General features: G+C 67.7%; 18 protein-coding genes. 10 read left to right on the top strand and 8 right to left on the bottom strand.

What is annotated here, in order from left to right; genetic code table 11:
• The first annotated feature begins 16 nt into the window (after positions 1 to 16).
• The 3 genes from KF715_11925 to KF715_11915 are packed head-to-tail and all read left to right on the top strand — an operon-like array spanning position 17 to position 4,648.
• A complete protein-coding gene (locus tag KF715_11925) occupies positions 17 to 709 on the top strand; it encodes an NYN domain-containing protein (protein MBX3737394.1) in 693 nt (230 codons plus the stop codon).
• The gene (locus KF715_11920) at positions 706 to 3,954 is read left to right on the top strand and encodes a type I restriction endonuclease subunit R (protein ID MBX3737393.1); all 3,249 of its coding nucleotides are present in this window, start codon (positions 706 to 708) and stop codon (positions 3,952 to 3,954) included. The genes KF715_11925 and KF715_11920 overlap by 4 nt, the downstream gene beginning before the upstream one ends.
• Complete coding sequence (locus KF715_11915; GenBank protein MBX3737392.1) at positions 3,947 to 4,648, top strand: M48 family metallopeptidase; 702 nt, start codon at positions 3,947 to 3,949, stop codon at positions 4,646 to 4,648. The genes KF715_11920 and KF715_11915 overlap by 8 nt, the downstream gene beginning before the upstream one ends.
• A gap of 19 nt (positions 4,649 to 4,667) precedes the next feature.
• Here KF715_11915 and KF715_11910 read toward each other — a convergent pair whose 3' ends face one another.
• The 3 genes from KF715_11910 to KF715_11900 form a co-directional block, all read right to left on the bottom strand.
• Positions 4,668 to 5,318: a hypothetical protein gene (locus KF715_11910; GenBank protein MBX3737391.1), complete on the bottom strand. Its 651-nt coding sequence runs from the start codon at positions 5,316 to 5,318 to the stop codon at positions 4,668 to 4,670.
• A gap of 72 nt (positions 5,319 to 5,390) precedes the next feature.
• Complete coding sequence (locus KF715_11905; GenBank protein ID MBX3737390.1) at positions 5,391 to 5,789, bottom strand: YciI family protein; 399 nt, start codon at positions 5,787 to 5,789, stop codon at positions 5,391 to 5,393.
• A gap of 96 nt (positions 5,790 to 5,885) precedes the next feature.
• Complete coding sequence (locus KF715_11900) at positions 5,886 to 7,133, bottom strand: RNA polymerase sigma factor (GenBank protein ID MBX3737389.1); 1,248 nt, start codon at positions 7,131 to 7,133, stop codon at positions 5,886 to 5,888.
• Between the two features lie 126 nt (positions 7,134 to 7,259).
• Between KF715_11900 and KF715_11895 the strand changes: the two genes are divergently transcribed.
• Entirely contained in the window at positions 7,260 to 7,847 is a 588-nt protein-coding gene (locus tag KF715_11895; GenBank protein MBX3737388.1) for a DUF4202 domain-containing protein, read from the top strand.
• Between the two features lie 56 nt (positions 7,848 to 7,903).
• A complete protein-coding gene (locus KF715_11890; protein ID MBX3737387.1) occupies positions 7,904 to 8,410 on the top strand; it encodes a DUF1643 domain-containing protein in 507 nt (168 codons plus the stop codon).
• Between the two features lie 137 nt (positions 8,411 to 8,547).
• Here the strand turns inward: KF715_11890 and KF715_11885 are convergent, their stop codons facing one another.
• Positions 8,548 to 9,462, bottom strand: a complete 915-nt coding sequence (locus KF715_11885; protein ID MBX3737386.1) for an EamA family transporter — start codon at positions 9,460 to 9,462, stop codon at positions 8,548 to 8,550.
• 222 nt (positions 9,463 to 9,684) lie between these two features.
• Here KF715_11885 and KF715_11880 point away from each other — a divergent pair, with 222 nt between their 5' ends.
• From KF715_11880 to KF715_11870, 3 genes are all read left to right on the top strand, one after another.
• Positions 9,685 to 10,326, top strand: coding sequence for a class I SAM-dependent methyltransferase (locus KF715_11880; protein ID MBX3737385.1), 642 nt, complete (start codon positions 9,685 to 9,687; stop codon positions 10,324 to 10,326).
• Positions 10,327 to 10,789: 463 nt separating this feature from the next.
• Positions 10,790 to 11,149: a hypothetical protein gene (locus KF715_11875; protein MBX3737384.1), complete on the top strand. Its 360-nt coding sequence runs from the start codon at positions 10,790 to 10,792 to the stop codon at positions 11,147 to 11,149.
• Positions 11,146 to 11,793, top strand: a complete 648-nt coding sequence (locus KF715_11870; protein MBX3737383.1) for a class I SAM-dependent methyltransferase — start codon at positions 11,146 to 11,148, stop codon at positions 11,791 to 11,793. Before KF715_11875 ends, KF715_11870 begins: the two co-directional genes overlap by 4 nt.
• Here the strand turns inward: KF715_11870 and KF715_11865 are convergent.
• Positions 11,741 to 12,157, bottom strand: coding sequence for a hypothetical protein (locus KF715_11865; GenBank protein ID MBX3737382.1), 417 nt, complete (start codon positions 12,155 to 12,157; stop codon positions 11,741 to 11,743). The two genes, KF715_11870 and KF715_11865, sit on opposite strands and share 53 nt — an antisense overlap.
• Before the next feature lie 323 nt (positions 12,158 to 12,480).
• Positions 12,481 to 13,272, bottom strand: a complete 792-nt coding sequence (locus KF715_11860) for a rhamnogalacturonan acetylesterase (protein ID MBX3737381.1) — start codon at positions 13,270 to 13,272, stop codon at positions 12,481 to 12,483.
• An 83-nt stretch (positions 13,273 to 13,355) separates the two neighbouring features.
• On the opposite strand from KF715_11860, the gene KF715_11855 reads away from it, so the two are divergent.
• On the top strand, positions 13,356 to 13,835 hold the full coding sequence (locus KF715_11855; protein ID MBX3737380.1) for a heme-binding domain-containing protein: 480 nt from the start codon (positions 13,356 to 13,358) through the stop codon (positions 13,833 to 13,835).
• 135 nt (positions 13,836 to 13,970) lie between these two features.
• On the opposite strand, the gene KF715_11850 is transcribed toward KF715_11855, so the two are convergent.
• Entirely contained in the window at positions 13,971 to 14,468 is a 498-nt protein-coding gene (locus KF715_11850; GenBank protein ID MBX3737379.1) for a MarR family transcriptional regulator, read from the bottom strand.
• A 59-nt stretch (positions 14,469 to 14,527) separates the two neighbouring features.
• Between KF715_11850 and KF715_11845 the strand changes: the two genes are divergently transcribed.
• A complete protein-coding gene (locus tag KF715_11845) occupies positions 14,528 to 14,980 on the top strand; it encodes a DoxX family protein (protein MBX3737378.1) in 453 nt (150 codons plus the stop codon).
• Between the two features lie 80 nt (positions 14,981 to 15,060).
• Here the strand turns inward: KF715_11845 and KF715_11840 are convergent, their stop codons facing one another.
• A complete protein-coding gene (locus KF715_11840) occupies positions 15,061 to 16,383 on the bottom strand; it encodes a sel1 repeat family protein (protein ID MBX3737377.1) in 1,323 nt (440 codons plus the stop codon).
• Between the last annotated feature and the right edge of the window lie 128 nt (positions 16,384 to 16,511).

The raw sequence follows: 16,511 nt of genomic DNA, 5'->3' as shown, positions 1-16,511 counted from the left end.
GGAAGGAGGCTGCGCCATGAACGCTCCGGCTCCGCGGGTGATGTTCTTCTTCGATGGGTTCAACCTCTACCATTCGCTGGAGGCCGCCCTGCGGGCCGAGGCCGTGGCGCCGGTCAAGTGGCTCGACTTGTCCGCCTTGGCGACGGCCCACCTCTACACGCAGGGCACCGCGGCCCGGCTCGCCGGCGTCCACTTTTTCACCGCTTACGCCGAGCACCTGGCGCTGACCAAGCCGGAACGCCTCGCCCGCCATCGCGCCTATGTGCGGGCGCTCACCGCCACCGGCGTGCGCGTGCATTTCGGCCACTTCAAACCCAAGAATATCTGGGTCGAGTCGCTGCAGGACTACGCCCGCATCTGGCAGGAGAAGGCCACCGACGTGCACATCGTCGCCCAAGTGTTCGCCCACGCGGCGCGCGACGAGTTCGACACCGCCATCATCGTCTCGGGCGACGCCGACTACGCGCCGGTCGTGCCCGTTTTCCAGGAGCTGTTTCCCGGCAAACGCCTGCGCTTCGGCTTTCCTTTCGACCGAAAGAACAAGGAGCTGGCGCGACTCGTGCCGGCTTCGTTCACCCTCAGCCGGGAAAGCTACGCGCAAAACCAGTTTCCCGAAGCCGTCCGCCTGCCGAGCGGGAAATTCGTCGTCTGCCCGCACTCGTGGCGCGTGCCGCCCGCCGCCCCGACCGCCAACCCGTCTCCGTCATGACCCCGCCGCCCGTCCAGGAAGACCACATCAGCCAGATCCCGGCGGTCCAGTTGCTCCAACAGCTCGGCTACACCTACGTGAGCCCCGAGGAAGTGGCCGTCGAGCGCAGCGGCAAGACCGGCCGCGTGCTGCTCGAACAAGTGCTGGCCGCCCAGCTGCGCCGCCTCAATCGCGTGCGCACCAAAGGGCGCGAGCGGCCGTTCACCGACGACGCCATCGCCACCGCCGTCGAGGCCCTGCGCAACCAGCCCGTCAACGACGGCCTCGGCCGCACCAGCGAGAAAATCTACGACCTGCTCACCCTCGGCAAGAGCGTGGACCAGACCGTGGACGGCGAGACCAAGGGTCACACCGTGCGCTACGTCGACTGGGAGCACCCGCGCAACAACGTCTTCCACGTCACTGCCGAGTTCGAAGTCGCCCGCACCGCCAGTCACGAGACGCGCCGGCCCGACATCGTGTGCTTCGTCAACGGCATCCCGTTCATCGTCATCGAGTGCAAGCGGCCCGACGCCAAGGACGCCGTCGCCGCCGCCGTCCGCCAGCAGCGCCGCAACCAGGAGGATGCCGAGATCCCGCACCTCTTTCTCTACGCGCAGCTCCTGCTCGCCGTGAACAAGAACGACGGCAGCTACGCCACCACCGGCACGCCGCCGAAATTCTGGGCCAAGTGGAAGGAGGAGCACGACGAGGCCGCGCTCCACGCGCTCGTCAACCAGCCGCCGCGCCGCGCGGAGCACGAGAAGCTGTTCCGCGGGCAGTTCGCCTACGCGCGCGCGCACTTCGAGACCTTGGCGGCGGCCCCGCGCGCCGTCACGGGGCAGGATCGCCTGCTCCACGCGCTCTGCCGGCCCGAGCGCCTGATCGAACTCACGCAGCGCTTCATCGTCTTCGACGAAGGCGGCACGGTGAAAAAAATCGCGCGTTACCAGCAGTATTTCACCGTTCGCCGCACGCTGGAGCGCATCCGGCAGCGCGATCCGGACGGCCGGCGCAAAGGCGGCGTGGTCTGGCACACGCAGGGCTCCGGCAAATCGCTCACCATGGTCATGCTCGGCAAGGCGCTCGCGCTCGAGGAAGGCATTCCCAATCCGCGCATCGTCCTCGTCACCGACCGCGTCGATCTCGACGAGCAGATCTGGAAGACGTTTCACCAGTGCGGCAAGGACCCCGTGCAGGCGCGCACCGGGCGGCACCTCGCCGAGTTGCTCGCCGACGACCGGGTGTCGGTCATCACGACGGTGCTCGACAAGTTCGAAACCGCCGCGCGCGGCAAGGATGTCGTCCGCAACGAAGACGCCGATCTCTTCGTCCTCGTGGACGAGAGCCATCGCAGCCACTACGGCGAAGCCCATCTCCAGATGCGCCAGGCGCTGCCGCGCGCGTGCTTCATCGGTTTCACCGGCACGCCGCTGATGAAGGAGGAGAAGAACACGGCGCGACACTTCGGCGGCTTCATCGAGCCGGCCTACACCATTCGCGACGCCGTCGCCGACGAAGCCGTCGTGCCGCTCCTCTACGAGGGCCGCCACGTCATGCAGGACGTGAATCAGCCCGCCGTGGACCGGATGTTCGACGCCATGTGCGCCGGCCTCACCCCCGAACAGCGCGCGGACTTGAAGCGGAAGTTCGCCTCCCGCGACGAACTCAACCGCCTCGAAAGCCGGCTCTACCTGATCGCTTGGGACGTGTCGCAGCACTTTTCCCGGACGTGGCAGGGCTCGGGTTTCAAAGGCCAGCTGGCCGCGCCGGGCAAAAAGGAGGCGCTCCTGCTCAAGCGCTTCCTCGACCAATTCGGCCAGGTGACTTCCGCGGTGCTGATTTCGGCGCCTGACGATCGGGAGAGCGCGGACGACGAGCCCGCGGACGAGAGCGTGCAGCAATTCTGGAACGAGATGATGCGGCGCTTCGGCAACGAGAAGGAATACAACCGGGCGCTGATCAAAGGATTCAAGCACGGTGAGACGCCCGATATCATAATCGTGGTGAACAAGCTGCTCACCGGCTTCGACGCTCCGCGCAACATCGTGCTCTACATCGCCCGAAAGCTCGAGGGGCACAACCTGCTCCAAGCCATCGCGCGAGTGAACCGCTTGCACCCCGGCAAGGACTTCGGCCACATCCTCGACTACTACGGCGTCATCACTGAACTGAACGAAGCGCTCGAACTCTACAGCTCCCTCGAAGGCAAATTCGATGCCGACGACCTCGACGGCGCGCTCGCCAACGTCCTCGAGGAACTCAAGCGCCTGCCCGCCTGCCACGACGCCGTGTGGGACCTGTTCCGCGACGTCTCCAACGCGAGTGACGAGGAAGCCTACGAGGTGGCGCTCGCGGATCCGCTCAAGCGCGAGGAGTTTTACGGCCGGTTGTCACGGTTTTGCCGGCTGCTGAAAATCGCCCTGACCTCGCTGCCGTGGCTCGACGCCACCGCTCCGGCCACGATCGAACGCTACAAGCGCGACGCGGTCTTCTTCCAGCGCGTGCGCGCGGCGATCAAGCTTCGCTACGCCGAGGAGATCGACTATCGCGACTACGAGCCGCAGATCAAAAAAATGCTCAGCACCTACGTGCAGGCCGACGAGGTCGTGCAGGTGGTGGATCCCGTGAACATCTTCGAACGCGCCGCCTTTGCCCGGGAGATCGACGCCATGAAGTCGCCCCGCGCCAAGGCCGATGTGATCGTCCATCGCACCAAACGGACGATCACCGAAAAGATGGACGAAGACCCGTTCTTCTACCGGAAATTCTCCACACTGCTGTCGCAGGCGATCGAGGACTACCACCAAGCCCGACTCACCGAAGCGCAATACCTGGCGCGCGTGACCGAGATCATGCAACAGGTCCGGGATGGGCGCCGCGACGACGCTCCCGCCGCCCTGCGCGAGCGCGACCTCGCCCGGGCTTTTTACGGCGCACTGAAGGAGCAGCTCGCCGAGTCCGTGCGCGCGAGCGCGGCCACTCACGTTGAGGAGGATCCCGCGCCGTATTCAGGTCACCGGCCCACACCGCGCGTGGAAGAAATCCTCGCGGAGGCGGCGTGCGAGATCGAGCGCATCATCACCCGACACGCGGTCGTCCGCTGGCGGGAAAACGTCGATGCCCAAAACCGCATGCGCAACGAAATGGACGATTTTCTTTACCGGTTGCAGGACGAGCGCGGCTTCAAGCTTACGCTGGTGCAGATGGACGCCATCGTCGAAACCAGCCTGCGCATCGCGCGGAATCGCACGCAGGATGTCTAGTGGCGAGATCATCCACACCGCCGCCGGACCATGTCGCGTGCATCGCAGCGATCGGCGAACACTGGCTATCAGCGTTCTGCCCGACGGAAGCGTCGAACTCTCCTCGCCGTTGGACGCCACGCATCGTGTCTTGCGAGAAAAAGTGAGACACCGGCTGCGCTGGATCGCGACTCAGCGCCGAAAATTCGCCGACCTCAACCAAGCCCGCACTCCCCTCCGTTATGTCAGCGGCGCCACGCATCGCTATCTGGGGCGGCAATACCGTTTGAAGATTCAAACGGGCTCCAACCCGGGCGTCCGTCTGATCGAAGGACGCTTTCACATCATCGTCGCGGAGCGAATCGAGACCGCGGTCGAATCCAGTTTGGCCGCGTGGTATCGGACGAAGGCGATCGAGCAGTTCACGCGACGACTCGCGGGCTGGAAGTCCTGGTGTCGCGAACACCGGCTGCCCGAACCGAAACTGCGGCTGCTGCGCATGCCGAAGCGTTGGGGCAGCTCGCAGCGCGACGGCACGATCCGCCTGAATCCCCATCTCGTGAAGGCACCCGCCGCGTGCATCGACTATGTCGTCGCGCACGAGATCTGCCATTTGTCCCATCCCTATCACGACCGCTCCTTTTTCCGCTTGTTGGATCAACTCTGTCCGAACTGGCGCACCTTGAAGCACCATTTGGAGTCCGCCGATATCTAGTCCGTCCGGTTTCCAGCGCTCACCTCGCTCCGCGCTCCAGCTTTGCTCGCAACTCCGCGATCCGCGCGTCGATCTGCTGGGCGATTTCGCCCGCGTCGCGCAGGATCGCACTGAGCTGCGCCGGATCCAGCAAGGCCTCCTCTTCGCACGACTCGGCGGCGCGCAGCGCGTCGTCGAGATACTCGCGAACTTTCTTCAACGGCGGGATCGTGAGCGCCACGAAGTCACTTTCGGGCGGCCAGCGTCGGCCGTTGAGCGCGACGGTGAGTTTCACGGTCGCGCGCTCGAGCGCGTGGATCAATTCCCTCACCGGATGCTCCGGGACCGCGTCCTCCGGAATCCAGTTTTCCGACTCGGCACGGGCGCGACAGCGGTCGAGGAACTCGGCCAAGCGTGTCACCCACGCGTGCTCGTGGGGCTGCTCGTCGTCCTCGGTTTCGCCGGCCGAAGTTCCCGCCTGTCCCGAGTTGAATTTCTCCAGCCATGCCTGATTTCGCGCCCGCTGCTCCGGCGTCGGCGGCGGTGCGGGATGCTCGCGGTTCAGCCGCTCGATCTCCTCCTGCAAAATCCGCGCGTAGTTCTCCGCGCCTTCGCGCGCGAGCCGCGCTTGCACGCGGTCGTTCAACAAATCGCTGCGCGCCTGCATCGCATCGGCTTCGTCCTCGGTCATCGGTCGCGCAGTGTGCGCGCGAAGCCGCGCCACGCGAGCGGGTAATGCCCGCGCAGCTACCGCCTGGTTTTCCTACGCTTTCGGCTTCGTCGCGCGGCGCTTCTCGCTCTCGCGGAGCATCTCGTCGAGATCGGCCGCCGGGCGGATTTCCCACGGGCCGAAGCCGACGCCCGGATGCTTCGAGATCAGTTCGACCGCGTGATTCAGGTCGCGCGCCTCGAGGATCAGGATGCCGCCGAGGTATTCCTTGGTCTCGGTGAACGGTCCGTCTGTCACCACCACGCACCCGTTGACGGAGCGCAGCGTCATCGCGCTCTGCGGCGGCTGCAAACCGTGCCCGCCGGCGAAATGGCCTTTCGCGCGCAGCTCGTCGTCGTAGGTGAAACAGCGGTCGATCGCGGCATTCATTTCCTTTTCGGAAAGCGCGGCGAAGATTTGGGGATCAGCGTAGCCGAGGCAGATGTATTTCATGTGGATCTAGGAGGTGGGAACGCGCCCGGAATTGGGCGGAGTTCCGTTACTTGGTCGACTGGGCGCAGCTCAATTCGACGCGATAGCGGAAATTTTTCACGCGAGTTCGCGCAGCCGTTTTTCCAGAAACCGCCGCACGGCCTCCGCCGGGCCCAGGGCGCGGGCGCGCGCGTAGGCCTCCCGCGCCTCGTTGCGCCGGCCGAGCCGGCGGCACAAGTCCCCGCGCGCGGCATGCGCCAGATCGTAATCCTGCAGCTCACCCCGCGCGAGGAGCGCGTCGATGAGCGCCAACCCCGCCGCCGGCCCGCGCTGCATCGCGACCGCCACCGCGCGGTTGAGCTCGATCACCGGCGAGGGCTGCATTTCGAGGAGCGCCGCGTAGAGCGCGCAGACCTGCGGCCAGTCCGTCTCCGCGGCGGAACGCGCCTCGGCGTGCACCGCCGCGATCGCCGCCTGCAGCGTGTAGGCGCCGAAGCGCCGCGTCGCCAGCGCACGCTCGACCAACCCGACGCCCTCGCGAATGGCCGCCGCATCCCAGCGCGCGCGATCCTGTTCCTCGAGCAGCACCAATTCGCCTGCCGCATCTACGCGCGCCGCGCGCCGCGACTCCTGCAGCAGCATGAGCGCGAGCAAGCCCATCACCTCCGGCTCTGGCAGCAGTTCGAACAACATGCGTCCGAGCCGAATCGCCTCCGCCGATAATTCCGCGCGCAATAAGTCCGGGCCCGACGACGCGGCGTAGCCCTCGTTGAAGAGCAGGTAGACAACCGCGAGCACCGCGCCCAAACGCTCCGGCAACTCCGCACCCGTCGGCGTTTGGTAAGGAATGCGCTCCTCGCGAATCTTCGCCTTCGCGCGCACGATGCGCTGCGCGATCGTCGGCGCGGTCGTCAGGAACGCGCGGGCGATTTCCTCGGTCGTCAGCCCGCACAGCTCGCGCAACGTCAGCGCCGTGCGCGCTTCCGGCGGAATTGCCGGATGGCAGCAGGTGAAAATCAGCCGGAGCCGCTCGTCCGGCACGTCCTCATCACTCTGCGGCGCACTCGCGCTCGCGCCGTGCAACGCTTCGGCCACGGGAACATGCGCGGCGTCCAATCGCGACTCCCGCCGCAGCGCATCGATCGCCTTGAAGCGCGCCGTCGACACGAGCCAGGCGCGCGGATTCCGCGGGAATCCTTCCACCGGCCAACGCTCCGCCGCCGCGCGAAACGCCTCGTGCATCGCGTCCTCCGCGAGCTCGAAGCCTCCCAGCAACCGCACCAGCGTGGCCAACACGCGCCCCGCCTCGGCGCGATAAACGGCGTCGAGCTGGACACGAACATCGGTCGGGGTGGGTTCGCTCATGCGCGCGAGACAAGGGAGCGAGCCCGGCGCTGACGGCAAGCCCGATGCGTCGAACGCGGACCGCGCGGAGCGGCGTGACGCACCGCCCGCTTGCCGCCGCCGGTTGCGCCCGTCTCGCTCTCGGCCATGTCCGACGCCTACGCCGCCGCCCGCTCGCTCATCGACGCCTCCCACGCTGCCGATCCGAAGAAAACGGCCGATGGCCGCGCCGCGGAACTCGTCTACGCCGAGCGCATGGAGGCGTGGGTCGCGCGCGTCGTGCCCGACGCCACGCCGCTGCTGCGCCTCGCCGCGCGTTGCCAGCACCTCGAACGCTGGAGCGTGCCGCGCACGACGTTCCCCGACGGCAAGGTCGGCTACCTCAAGTGGCGCCAATCGCTCTATGTGAAACAAGCCGGCCGCGCGCGGGAGCTGCTCCTCGCCGGCGGCGTTCCAGCGGGCGAGGCCGACGAGGTTTACACGTGGGTTTCGAAGACCGCGCTGAAGACCAACCCCGGCACGCAAGCGCTCGAAGACGCCGCGTGCCTCGTGTTCCTCGAGAACGAGATCGGCGATTTCGCCGCGCAACACGCCGACTACCCGCGCGAGAAGTTCATCGAGATCCTGCGCAAGACGTGGAAAAAAATGAGCCCGCGCGCCCACGAACTCGCCCTCGCGTTGCCCCTCCCCGCCCCCATCGCCGCCCTCGTGCGCGAGGCGGTGATCGCCGGCTGATCGCCGGAGCCGCGGCGCGCTTGCCGCCACACGCCGCGTCCGTTTCGCTCCGCCGCTTGGACAACGTCTGCCATTTCTCGCCTGACCGCGCGCACCGCTACTCGCTCGTGCATCAGTGGAACCCGCTGTTCGGCGACCGGCTGATCATGTGGATCGGCCTCAATCCCTCCACGGCCGACGAATCGCAGCTCGATCCGACGCTGACGCGCATCCGCGCGTTTTCGCAGCGCGAAGGTTTCGACGGTTTCCTCATGGCCAACCTCTTCGGCCTGCGCACGCCGTATCCCGAAGAGATGATGAAGCACGCCGATCCCGTCGGCGCCGAGAACGATGCCGCGCTCCTCGCCGCCGCGGCGCGGTGCGAGAAGATCGTCGCCGCGTGGGGCGTGAGCGGCGTCCACCAGGCGCGCGCCGAGGCAGTCGTGCGGCTTTTTGCCGGTCGCGAGCTCTGGTGCCTCGGCACCACGCAAGACGGCCACCCGCGTCACCCGCTCTACGTCGCCGCCCGGCAGCCGCTCGTGCGCTGGTCGCCGGCGCTGCCTGCACCGGGCAATTTTGCGTAATACGCAAAATTGATTCGTCGGTTCCGCGCCACCTGTCGCGCGAGCCTTCAAAGGTAGCCCGCGACCTCCGGGCGCGGGTTCCTCGAACGGCGCGCCCGAGAGAGACCGGCGACGGATCTGCGCGGAACGACGCCGCGCTAGGCTTTCGCCGGCGCGGCCGTCGATGCGGTGCGCGCGGCGGCGGCTTTGCCGCGCAACACCACGACGTTGCCCGCGAGGCACAGCGCCATGCCGACGAAGGTCGTCGCGTGCCATTGCAGCCCTTCGAAAAACGTCGAGAGCACCACCGCGACGATCGGGATCACCGCGCCCGTGTAGCCCGCGCGATCCGCCCCGATGCGCCCGATCAGCGTCAGGTAGGCGCCGAACGCGATGACCGAGCCGAACAACGCCAGATAGACCAGCGACCCGATGTAAGCCGGCGTCGCCTCGAACACGAACGGCCGCCCGCACGCCAGCGCGTAGAGTCCCACGAAGAGCGCACCGTAAGCCATGCCGTAGGCGTTGGTCTGCATCACGGGAAATCCCTGCCGCTGGTTGCGCGCCGAGATCATGTTGCCCAGCGACGCGAAGCACGTCGAAGCCGCCGCGAGCCCGAGTCCGAGCAGCGCATTGCCGCGCCCGACGCCGTGCGCCAGTTCCGGCAGGAACACCAGCGTCACGCCGCCCACGCCGAGCAGCGCCGCCAGCATCATCGCCGGCCGGATCGGCGTCCCGAAAAACACCCGCGCCAGCACGATGTTCATGAACACGATCAACGAGAACACCAGCGCCACCAGCCCCGAGCTGATTTCCGCCTCCGCGAGATAGATCGTCAGGTAATTCAGCCCGAACAGACACAGCCCTTGCAGCGCCATCCAGCGGTGCTCGCGCCACGAGTAGCGCAGCCGCAACCCCCGCGCCGCGCACCATGCGAACAGCATCCCGCTCGCCAGCGCGAAACGATACGCGACCGACACCTCCGGCGGCACCTTCCCGAGCTGGAACGTAATCGCCAGCCAGGTGGAGCCCCAGATCAGCACTGAGGTGACAAAAAGGCCGAGGTTGTTCATGCGCGCAGCGAAACAAACCTCCACCCCGGCCCGGGCAAGCGGCCAATTGACCCCGCGACCACAGCGCCACCGGAGAATCTCCCATACAGCGCGCCGTTTCGTCGGCCGAATTCCCGCGCAAGTCCGCCCGTTTCGTGCCGATGGAGCGGATTGGGCGAGCACCTCCCGGCCTCCCGCGGCCGGGCGCAGACCGCATTGCCCGCGCGCCCACCTCTCTCCGCCATGACCGCCACCCTCGAACCTTCCGCCGCCGACCACGAACGCGCCAAATACGAACAGATGTGGGAGCACGCCGACTACCGGAAGTTCTCCCCCGGCCTCCACGCGCTTGAGCGCCTCGACCTCGCCGCGCGCTTCCGCGACCTCGGTGTGCGCACGATCCTCGACGCCGGTTGCGGCTCCGGAAAATTCATGCGCCGCCTCATGGAGCACAACCAGGCCGACTTCACCATCCGCGGCTTCGACATCGCCGCCAACTGCCTCGACCCGTGGTTCGCCGACAAGATGACGCCCGGTTTCCTCACCCTCGGCTGCATGTGGGACGCCGGCGCGCTGCCCGCGCCGAACGACGCCGTCGTCTGCACCGACGTCATGGAACACATCCCGACCGAGCACGTCCCCGCCGTGTTGCGCAATCTGCGCGCCGCCGCGACGCGCTGCGTGTTTTTCGGCATCGCGCTTTTCCCCGACGCCTTCGGCCCGAAGGTCATCGGCGCGCCGCTGCACCTCACTGTGCAACCCGTCGATTGGTGGCGCGCGCGCGTCACCGAGGCGGGCCTCGAAACGATCTCCGGCGCCGTGCAAAAGAATCCCGACGGCACGCCGATGTGGCTCTACCTGCTCTGCCGCCCCGCCGCCGCCTGAGCACGTAGCGCGGGCTTCCTCGCCGGGATTTGTGGGCCAGCGCCCTTGGGCGCCCACGAACGCAAGGCGCGCCAGCGCGCTGCCCACATTAATTCCCGCCCTCTTCGGACGGCCTATGGAATCGCCCCGTCACCGTCCACGCGCGGCTCCTCGCGCTGAAAACCAAGGCGAGGTGGGCGCCGACGTCCCGGCGGCGCCTCGCACGCGGCACTTGCCCCGGCGCCGTCGGGACGCCGGCGCCCACCTTCTCCGTCTTCTCCGCCATGGAAATTTCCCGGCCGCGCCCGGCCGCTTCTGGCGGTCATGAGCCGATGTGGTGACACACGCCGCCCCGTTTCGCGGTTTGCCCCGCGCACGAATCGCTTTTTCGTGGCGACATGTTCTCCACGCTCTCTCCTCGCGCGAATTTCTTCCTCCGCCTCGCGCTCGCCCTCGGCTCCGGTCTGCTGATCGCCGGCCTGTTGTGAAAAATTTTCGCTACGCGCTCGATCCGGCCTGCATCGTCGCAGTCGCGGCCTACGCGTTCGGACGCTGGTGGCTGCGCGCGCACGTCGCGCACGGCTTCTGGCACGATCAGTTCACGGATTTGCTCCTGATTCCGGCCGCGTTGCCGCTCGCCCTCTGGGCGCAGCGCCGGCTCGGCTTGCGCGAACACGATCAACGCCCGCGCTGGTCGGAGATCGCGCTCCATCTCGTCGTGTGGTCGATCGCCGCCGAGGTGATCGCACCGCACGTCTTCGCGCATGCGACGGGCGACTGGCGCGACGTCGTCGCCTACGCCGCGGGCGCGCTCGGCGCCGGGGCGTGGTGGAGCTACGCGTGAGTTTCGACCTGCTCGCGCCGCACTACGGCTGGATGGAGCGCGTGCTCGCCGGCCGCCTGCTGCAACGCGCCCGCACGGCGTGGATCGATCGCCTCGCCGACCGCGAACGCCTGCTGATCGCCGGCGTCGGACACGGGCGATCCCTCCACGAACTGCTCCCACGGCACCGCCGGCTGCGCGTGACCTGCGTCGACGCCAGCGCGGGCATGCTGCGCGAAGCGGAAAACCGCGCCCGCCGCGCGCGGCTCGATCTCTCGCGCATCCAATTCATCCACGCGTGCCTGCCCGAGTGGCGAGCGGAAGCGGGTGCCTTCGACGCGATCGCGACGCACTTCTTCCTCGATTGCTTCGCCCCGCGCGAACTCTCCGCCGTGGTCGCCGGGCTGGCCGACGCGGCCGCGCCCGACGCCGTCTGGCTGGTGACCGATTTCGCCGTGCCCGAGCGCGGCTGGACGCGGCACCGCGCGCGCGCGGTGCACGCGCTGATGTATGCGTTTTTCCGCGTCGCCACGCGGTTGCCGGCGCGTCGTCTCACTCCGCCGGACGATTTGCTCGCCGCGCAAGGTTTCGCGCTCGGCGGGCGGCGGACTTTCAGTCGCGGTTTGTTGCAGGCGGATTGGTGGCGGCGTCCTCGGGCGGCGTGACCTCGAGCTCGATCGCGTGCAGCGCCGCCTTGTCGCGATTGTAGCTGGGCCGACGCGTGAAACCGCGCACGGTGAGCGCGGCTTCGCTGACGTCTTCGAGCAGGAAGGTTCGCCAACCACTCGGCGGATCGGAGCGGCTGCCGCCCTCGATCTGCCACGCCAGCACGGCGCGGTGTCCGCCAGTAGTGATGCCGATCGCATGAGGCTCGACCAACCGCATGTGCCCGCCGTAACGCAGCCGGAGCACGCGCTGCCGCTGGATCGCTTCGCGCACCACCTCGCTCGCCGTCGCGGCGCGAGCCGTTCCGGTCAGCCGGCAAAAAACCGCGAGAAAGACAGCTCCGATGAACGCACGGCGAGTCACGCGGCGGAGCGTGTGACCGGCCGCCGCCGCTGGCAACGCCAGAGGTCTTCCGAAACCGGGCTCCACTGTAGGCAGCGTGCTCGCACGCGCCCTCCACCATAGGCGCAGCTCACACACGCGCGTGCAGCGCGGGCGCGACCAAGGTCGCTGTCTACCATCTCCAGCCCAAGGATATTTCCCCGACCCCGAGGAATACGTCCGCGGCCAAGTGCGACTGCCAGGTAGCCCGCGACCTCGGGGCGCGGGTGCGCCGGACCCGTCCTCGGAGAGGCCGGGCTACCTCGCGTTCCCCCGAAAAAAGGAGCGACCTGCCGGAGTAGTGCTTACCGTTCGGCCTTCGCGTCCGGCTGCGCGCCGGCCGGGGGATCGCCGGCGAGGAAATCGCCGAGCGGCAATCCGAGCCGGAGGATTTCCTGCACCGCCAGCGCCGCCACACGGTCGGCGCCGTAGGCGGAATAATGCGTGTCGTCCTGCCAGCCCTTTTTCGCGCTGCGCGCGTAGACGCCGGGCGCGATCCAGAGGTGCAGGCGCTTCGAGCCTTCGACGCCGTGCGCTTCCTCGAGCGCTGTCGTCAGCGCGTTGAGCTCGAGCACGGGAGTTTTTTCCGCCGCGCCGACCTCACGCACGGCCGCGAGATAGTCGCCATGCGTGTCGATCAGGTGCACGCCGTCGGCCGCCCATTTGCGGCGCGCCACCGAGGTCGCGAGGATCGGCGTGGCGTGTTTCGCGCGCACGTCGGCGATCATGCGCCGGAGATTCGCGGAGTATTCCCCGCGCGGCTCGGTGTGGCGGGCGGCGTCGGATTTTTCGTCGTTGTGGCCGAACTGCACGATCACCCAGTCGCCGGGTTGCAGGGTCGCGACGAGTTTTTGCCAGACGCCCTCGGCGATGAACGACTTCGAGCTGCGGCCGTTGAGCGCATGATTCACCACGGTGAGTCGCGCGCCGAAATAGCGCGGCAGCGCCTCGCCCCAGCCGTATTCCGGGTTGGGCGTCTGGCGCTCCTTGGTCGCCATCGTCGAGTCGCCCGCGAGATGGAGTTGCGTCGCGCCCAGCGGCGCCGCCGTCGCGAGCACACCGAGAAAACCGAGCAGAATTCGCGCCCGTAGATTCATGGCCGGTAGCGAAGCCGGCCGGCGCCCGCCGCGCGAGCGCAGAAGTCTTGCCCGCCGCGCGCGGTCGTGGAAATTTTCCGCCCGTGAAGACTTCCGCCAAAATCCTCCTGGGCCTCGGCGCGGTGTTGGTCGTCGCGCAGGCCGTTCGTCCGATGAGCAACCACGGCACCGTCGCCGGTCCGAATCACATCGGCCAACTCGCGCCCGTCCCGGCGGAAGTGGACGCAATCCTCCAACGCGCCTGCTACGACTGCCACTCGAACGCCACGCACTACCCGTGGTATGCCAACGTGCAGCCCATCGGCTGGTGGCTCGAGAAGCACGTGCGCGACGGCAAGCGCCACCTGAACTTCTCGGAATTTTCCACCTACACGCTCAAGCGCGCCACGCGCAAACTCGAGGAGACCGCCGAGGAAGTGCGGGAGCACAAGATGCCGCTCGACTCCTACACCTGGGTGCACCGCGACGCCAAGCTGACCGACGCGGAAATCAAGACGCTCGCCGACTGGGCCACGAACACGCGCCGCGCGGTCGGCGCCGCCTTGAGCGCGCCGGCGAAGTGAGGCGTCCGTCGCACCTCCGCTCGTCCGCGGCAGGGTAGCCCGCGACCTCCGGGCGCGGGTGGCGCTCGCGATTATCGTGGGCGCTCCGTCCCGCGCGCCACGCTCCGTGGCTCGCCCGCCAACCGCTGCGCCACCTCACTCCGGCAACTTCTTGTTCTTCTCGCAGGCCACGGGACCGCTGGCCTCCTGCATCGCCGTGACGACCTTGCTCATCATGCGTGCGAATTCCTGCGCGTCCGCCTCGCTCAGGTGCGCGGCGAAATACTTCGCGATGCCCGCGCGGTAGACCGGCCAGATTTTCCTCAGCACCTCGACGCCCTTGTCCGTCAGTTGCGCGTGCTGCACGCGGCCGTCGCTCGGGCAGGATTTGCGGAGGATGAGTTTCTCCTTCTCGAGCTTGTCCACGAGGCGCGTCAGTCCGCTCCGGCTGAGCAACGCGCTGCGCGCCAGCTCGCTCATGCGCAGGTGCCGGTCGGGCGCGAGGTAGAGCTCGTAGAGCGCATCATACCAGCTCAGCGACGGCAGCCCCGCCGCCTGCAAGTCCGCCTCGATCGCCGCGAAGATCCGCCAGAAGGAAACGTAGTAACGCCGCCAGGCTTCGAGGTGGGTTTCAGGCAGGTTGGGCTGCTTCATGGCCGAGACTCTACACTTTTTAGTTGCATAGGCAACTGTTCGTCGTGCATTAGTTGCGTATGCAACTAAATTCCCTCTTCGCCTCCCTCGTCGCCACCGGCGACTCCTTCGCGCCGCTGTTCCTGCGGCTTTCGCTCGGGATCATGATCCTGCCCCACGGCCTGCAGAAAACGCTCGGCTGGTTCGGCGGCTACGGCTTCCAAGGCACGATGGGCTATCTGACGAACACCGTCGGTGCGCCGTGGATCTTCGCCTTGCTCGCGATCCTCGCCGAATCGATCGGCGGCGCGATGCTTCTCGCCGGCGCGGGCACCCGCGTGGCCGCGCTGGGTGTCGGCGGCGTCATGGTCGTGGCCGCGCTCCAGCACCGCGCAAACGGCTTTTTCATGAACTGGTTTGGCAACCAGAAGGGCGAAGGCATCGAGTTCCACCTCCTCGCGCTCGGGATCGTGCTGGCGCTGCTCGTGCTCGGCGGCGGCAAGTGGTCCATCGACAGCGCACTGTCGCGCTGATGTTCCCTTTCGCGGCGGTCTGGCTCTGCTCCGTCAGGTAAGTGCGCTTGCGCCGGGCCCCGCGTTCGCGCGTCCCGGCGTCAGCGCACTTTCGCGAACGCGAGCTGCCGGATCAGGTCCTCCTTCGCTCCGTAGACGCCGTATTCCATCGCGATCCAGTAGAGCTTGGCCGCCAGCACCGGATTCTCGGCCACGCCGATGCCGTGCTTGTAGTGATGCGCGAGGTTGAGCGCCGCGTGCTTCGAACCCAGCTCCGCTCCACGGCGGGTGTAGTGGAGCGCCTTGGCGGGATCCTTCTTCAGTTTCCCGGCCTCCGACGCCCCCCAATAATAGTAGTAACCCAGTCGCGCGCACGCGCGCACATTGCCGGCATCCGCCAGCGCGGTCATCTCCGCGAGCGCCGACTCGGTCTCCTGCGGGCCCGCCAGACCCCGCAGTCGCATGTAAGCGAGAAAGAACTTCGCCTCCGGATTTCCCAAGCCATCCGCGCGGTTGAAATAATCCTTCGCCAGCGCCGGATCGCGTTTCACCCAATCGACGCCGAACAGGCGCGCCACCCCCAGCTCCACCCACGCCCGCGGATCGCTCTGCTCCTGCTCCAACACCGTCAGATGCCGCCGCACCACCGACGGAGCGATGAACCCGCCCTCGTTGGCGAACCGCACGTAGGCCAGCGACCGCATGAAATGCGCGCCGGGCACGCCCTTTTGTTCGAGCTCCTCCAGCTTCTTCCAGCCGATGCTCTCGTTCTCCAGTGCCAGCAGGTAGTAATGCTCGAGCGCCAGCGCGACATTGGCCGCGCCGCCGACTTCGCCCGATTCGAATCCCGCCGCCAAATCGACGAGCCCGATCGCCGAGCCCTTGGCCGCCGCTTCGCGCACTTCCAGCGCGCCGCGCAACACGTCCGCCGGCCCGCCGAATCCGATCATGCGGAACATGCCCCGCCGCGCCAGCGCCCGGGCGCAGCCCCGCTGCGCCGCGAGGTCCAGCAACCGCATCCCCTCGGGCACGTCGCGCGAGATCCCGCCCTGTCCGTAAATCATGGCGCGGCCCAACACATCCGCGGCGAGTCCGCTGCCTTCCTCCACGGCGGAGCGCAGCAGCGCCTCGCAAGCCGCGGGCTCCAGGATCGGCTGCATGTCCCACGCCTCGGACCACAGGCTCACCCACGCGACATAGGCCTTTACCTCCGACGTCATCCCGCGCGCCATCGCCTCGCGCAAAAACCGCTCGCCCCCTTTCACGCCCTTGTCCGCCCGCGCGAGACGGAAGCGGATGCCGAAGATCTCCTCGCGCAAGATCGCCGCCGGTGCATCCGGCCACTCCGGCGTCGTTTCCGCCCGGCCGAGCGCCCCGGCCAGACAAACCACGCCCACCCCCACCCAACGCATTAATTTCATCATAATGAAGTCGCGAGTGGCCCGGCCCGCTGCGTCTCAGCAAGTCCGCCGCCCCACCACGCGGCGAGCCGAAAGCTCCCCGCGCCGTCATCATCAGCGGGGCTGACGCCGACAATAAATCTCCCGCGCTG

This window comes from Candidatus Didemnitutus sp., assembly GCA_019634575.1.
Taxonomy (GTDB): Bacteria; Verrucomicrobiota; Verrucomicrobiia; order Opitutales; family Opitutaceae; genus Didemnitutus.
This window is presented reverse-complemented; position numbering and strand designations above follow the sequence as displayed.

Coding starts and splice junctions, on each gene's coding strand:
- KF715_11925 (MBX3737394.1), top strand. CDS start 17: ATGAACGCTCCGGCTCCGCGGGTGATGTTCTTCTTCGATGGGTTCAAC.
- KF715_11920 (MBX3737393.1), top strand. CDS start 706: ATGACCCCGCCGCCCGTCCAGGAAGACCACATCAGCCAGATCCCGGCG.
- KF715_11915 (MBX3737392.1), top strand. CDS start 3,947: ATGTCTAGTGGCGAGATCATCCACACCGCCGCCGGACCATGTCGCGTG.
- KF715_11910 (MBX3737391.1), bottom strand. CDS start 5,318: ATGACCGAGGACGAAGCCGATGCGATGCAGGCGCGCAGCGATTTGTTG.
- KF715_11905 (MBX3737390.1), bottom strand. CDS start 5,789: ATGAAATACATCTGCCTCGGCTACGCTGATCCCCAAATCTTCGCCGCG.
- KF715_11900 (MBX3737389.1), bottom strand. CDS start 7,133: ATGAGCGAACCCACCCCGACCGATGTTCGTGTCCAGCTCGACGCCGTT.
- KF715_11895 (MBX3737388.1), top strand. CDS start 7,260: ATGTCCGACGCCTACGCCGCCGCCCGCTCGCTCATCGACGCCTCCCAC.
- KF715_11885 (MBX3737386.1), bottom strand. CDS start 9,462: ATGAACAACCTCGGCCTTTTTGTCACCTCAGTGCTGATCTGGGGCTCC.
- KF715_11880 (MBX3737385.1), top strand. CDS start 9,685: ATGACCGCCACCCTCGAACCTTCCGCCGCCGACCACGAACGCGCCAAA.
- KF715_11860 (MBX3737381.1), bottom strand. CDS start 13,272: ATGAATCTACGGGCGCGAATTCTGCTCGGTTTTCTCGGTGTGCTCGCG.
- KF715_11850 (MBX3737379.1), bottom strand. CDS start 14,468: ATGAAGCAGCCCAACCTGCCTGAAACCCACCTCGAAGCCTGGCGGCGT.
- KF715_11845 (MBX3737378.1), top strand. CDS start 14,528: ATGCAACTAAATTCCCTCTTCGCCTCCCTCGTCGCCACCGGCGACTCC.
- KF715_11840 (MBX3737377.1), bottom strand. CDS start 16,383: ATGATGAAATTAATGCGTTGGGTGGGGGTGGGCGTGGTTTGTCTGGCC.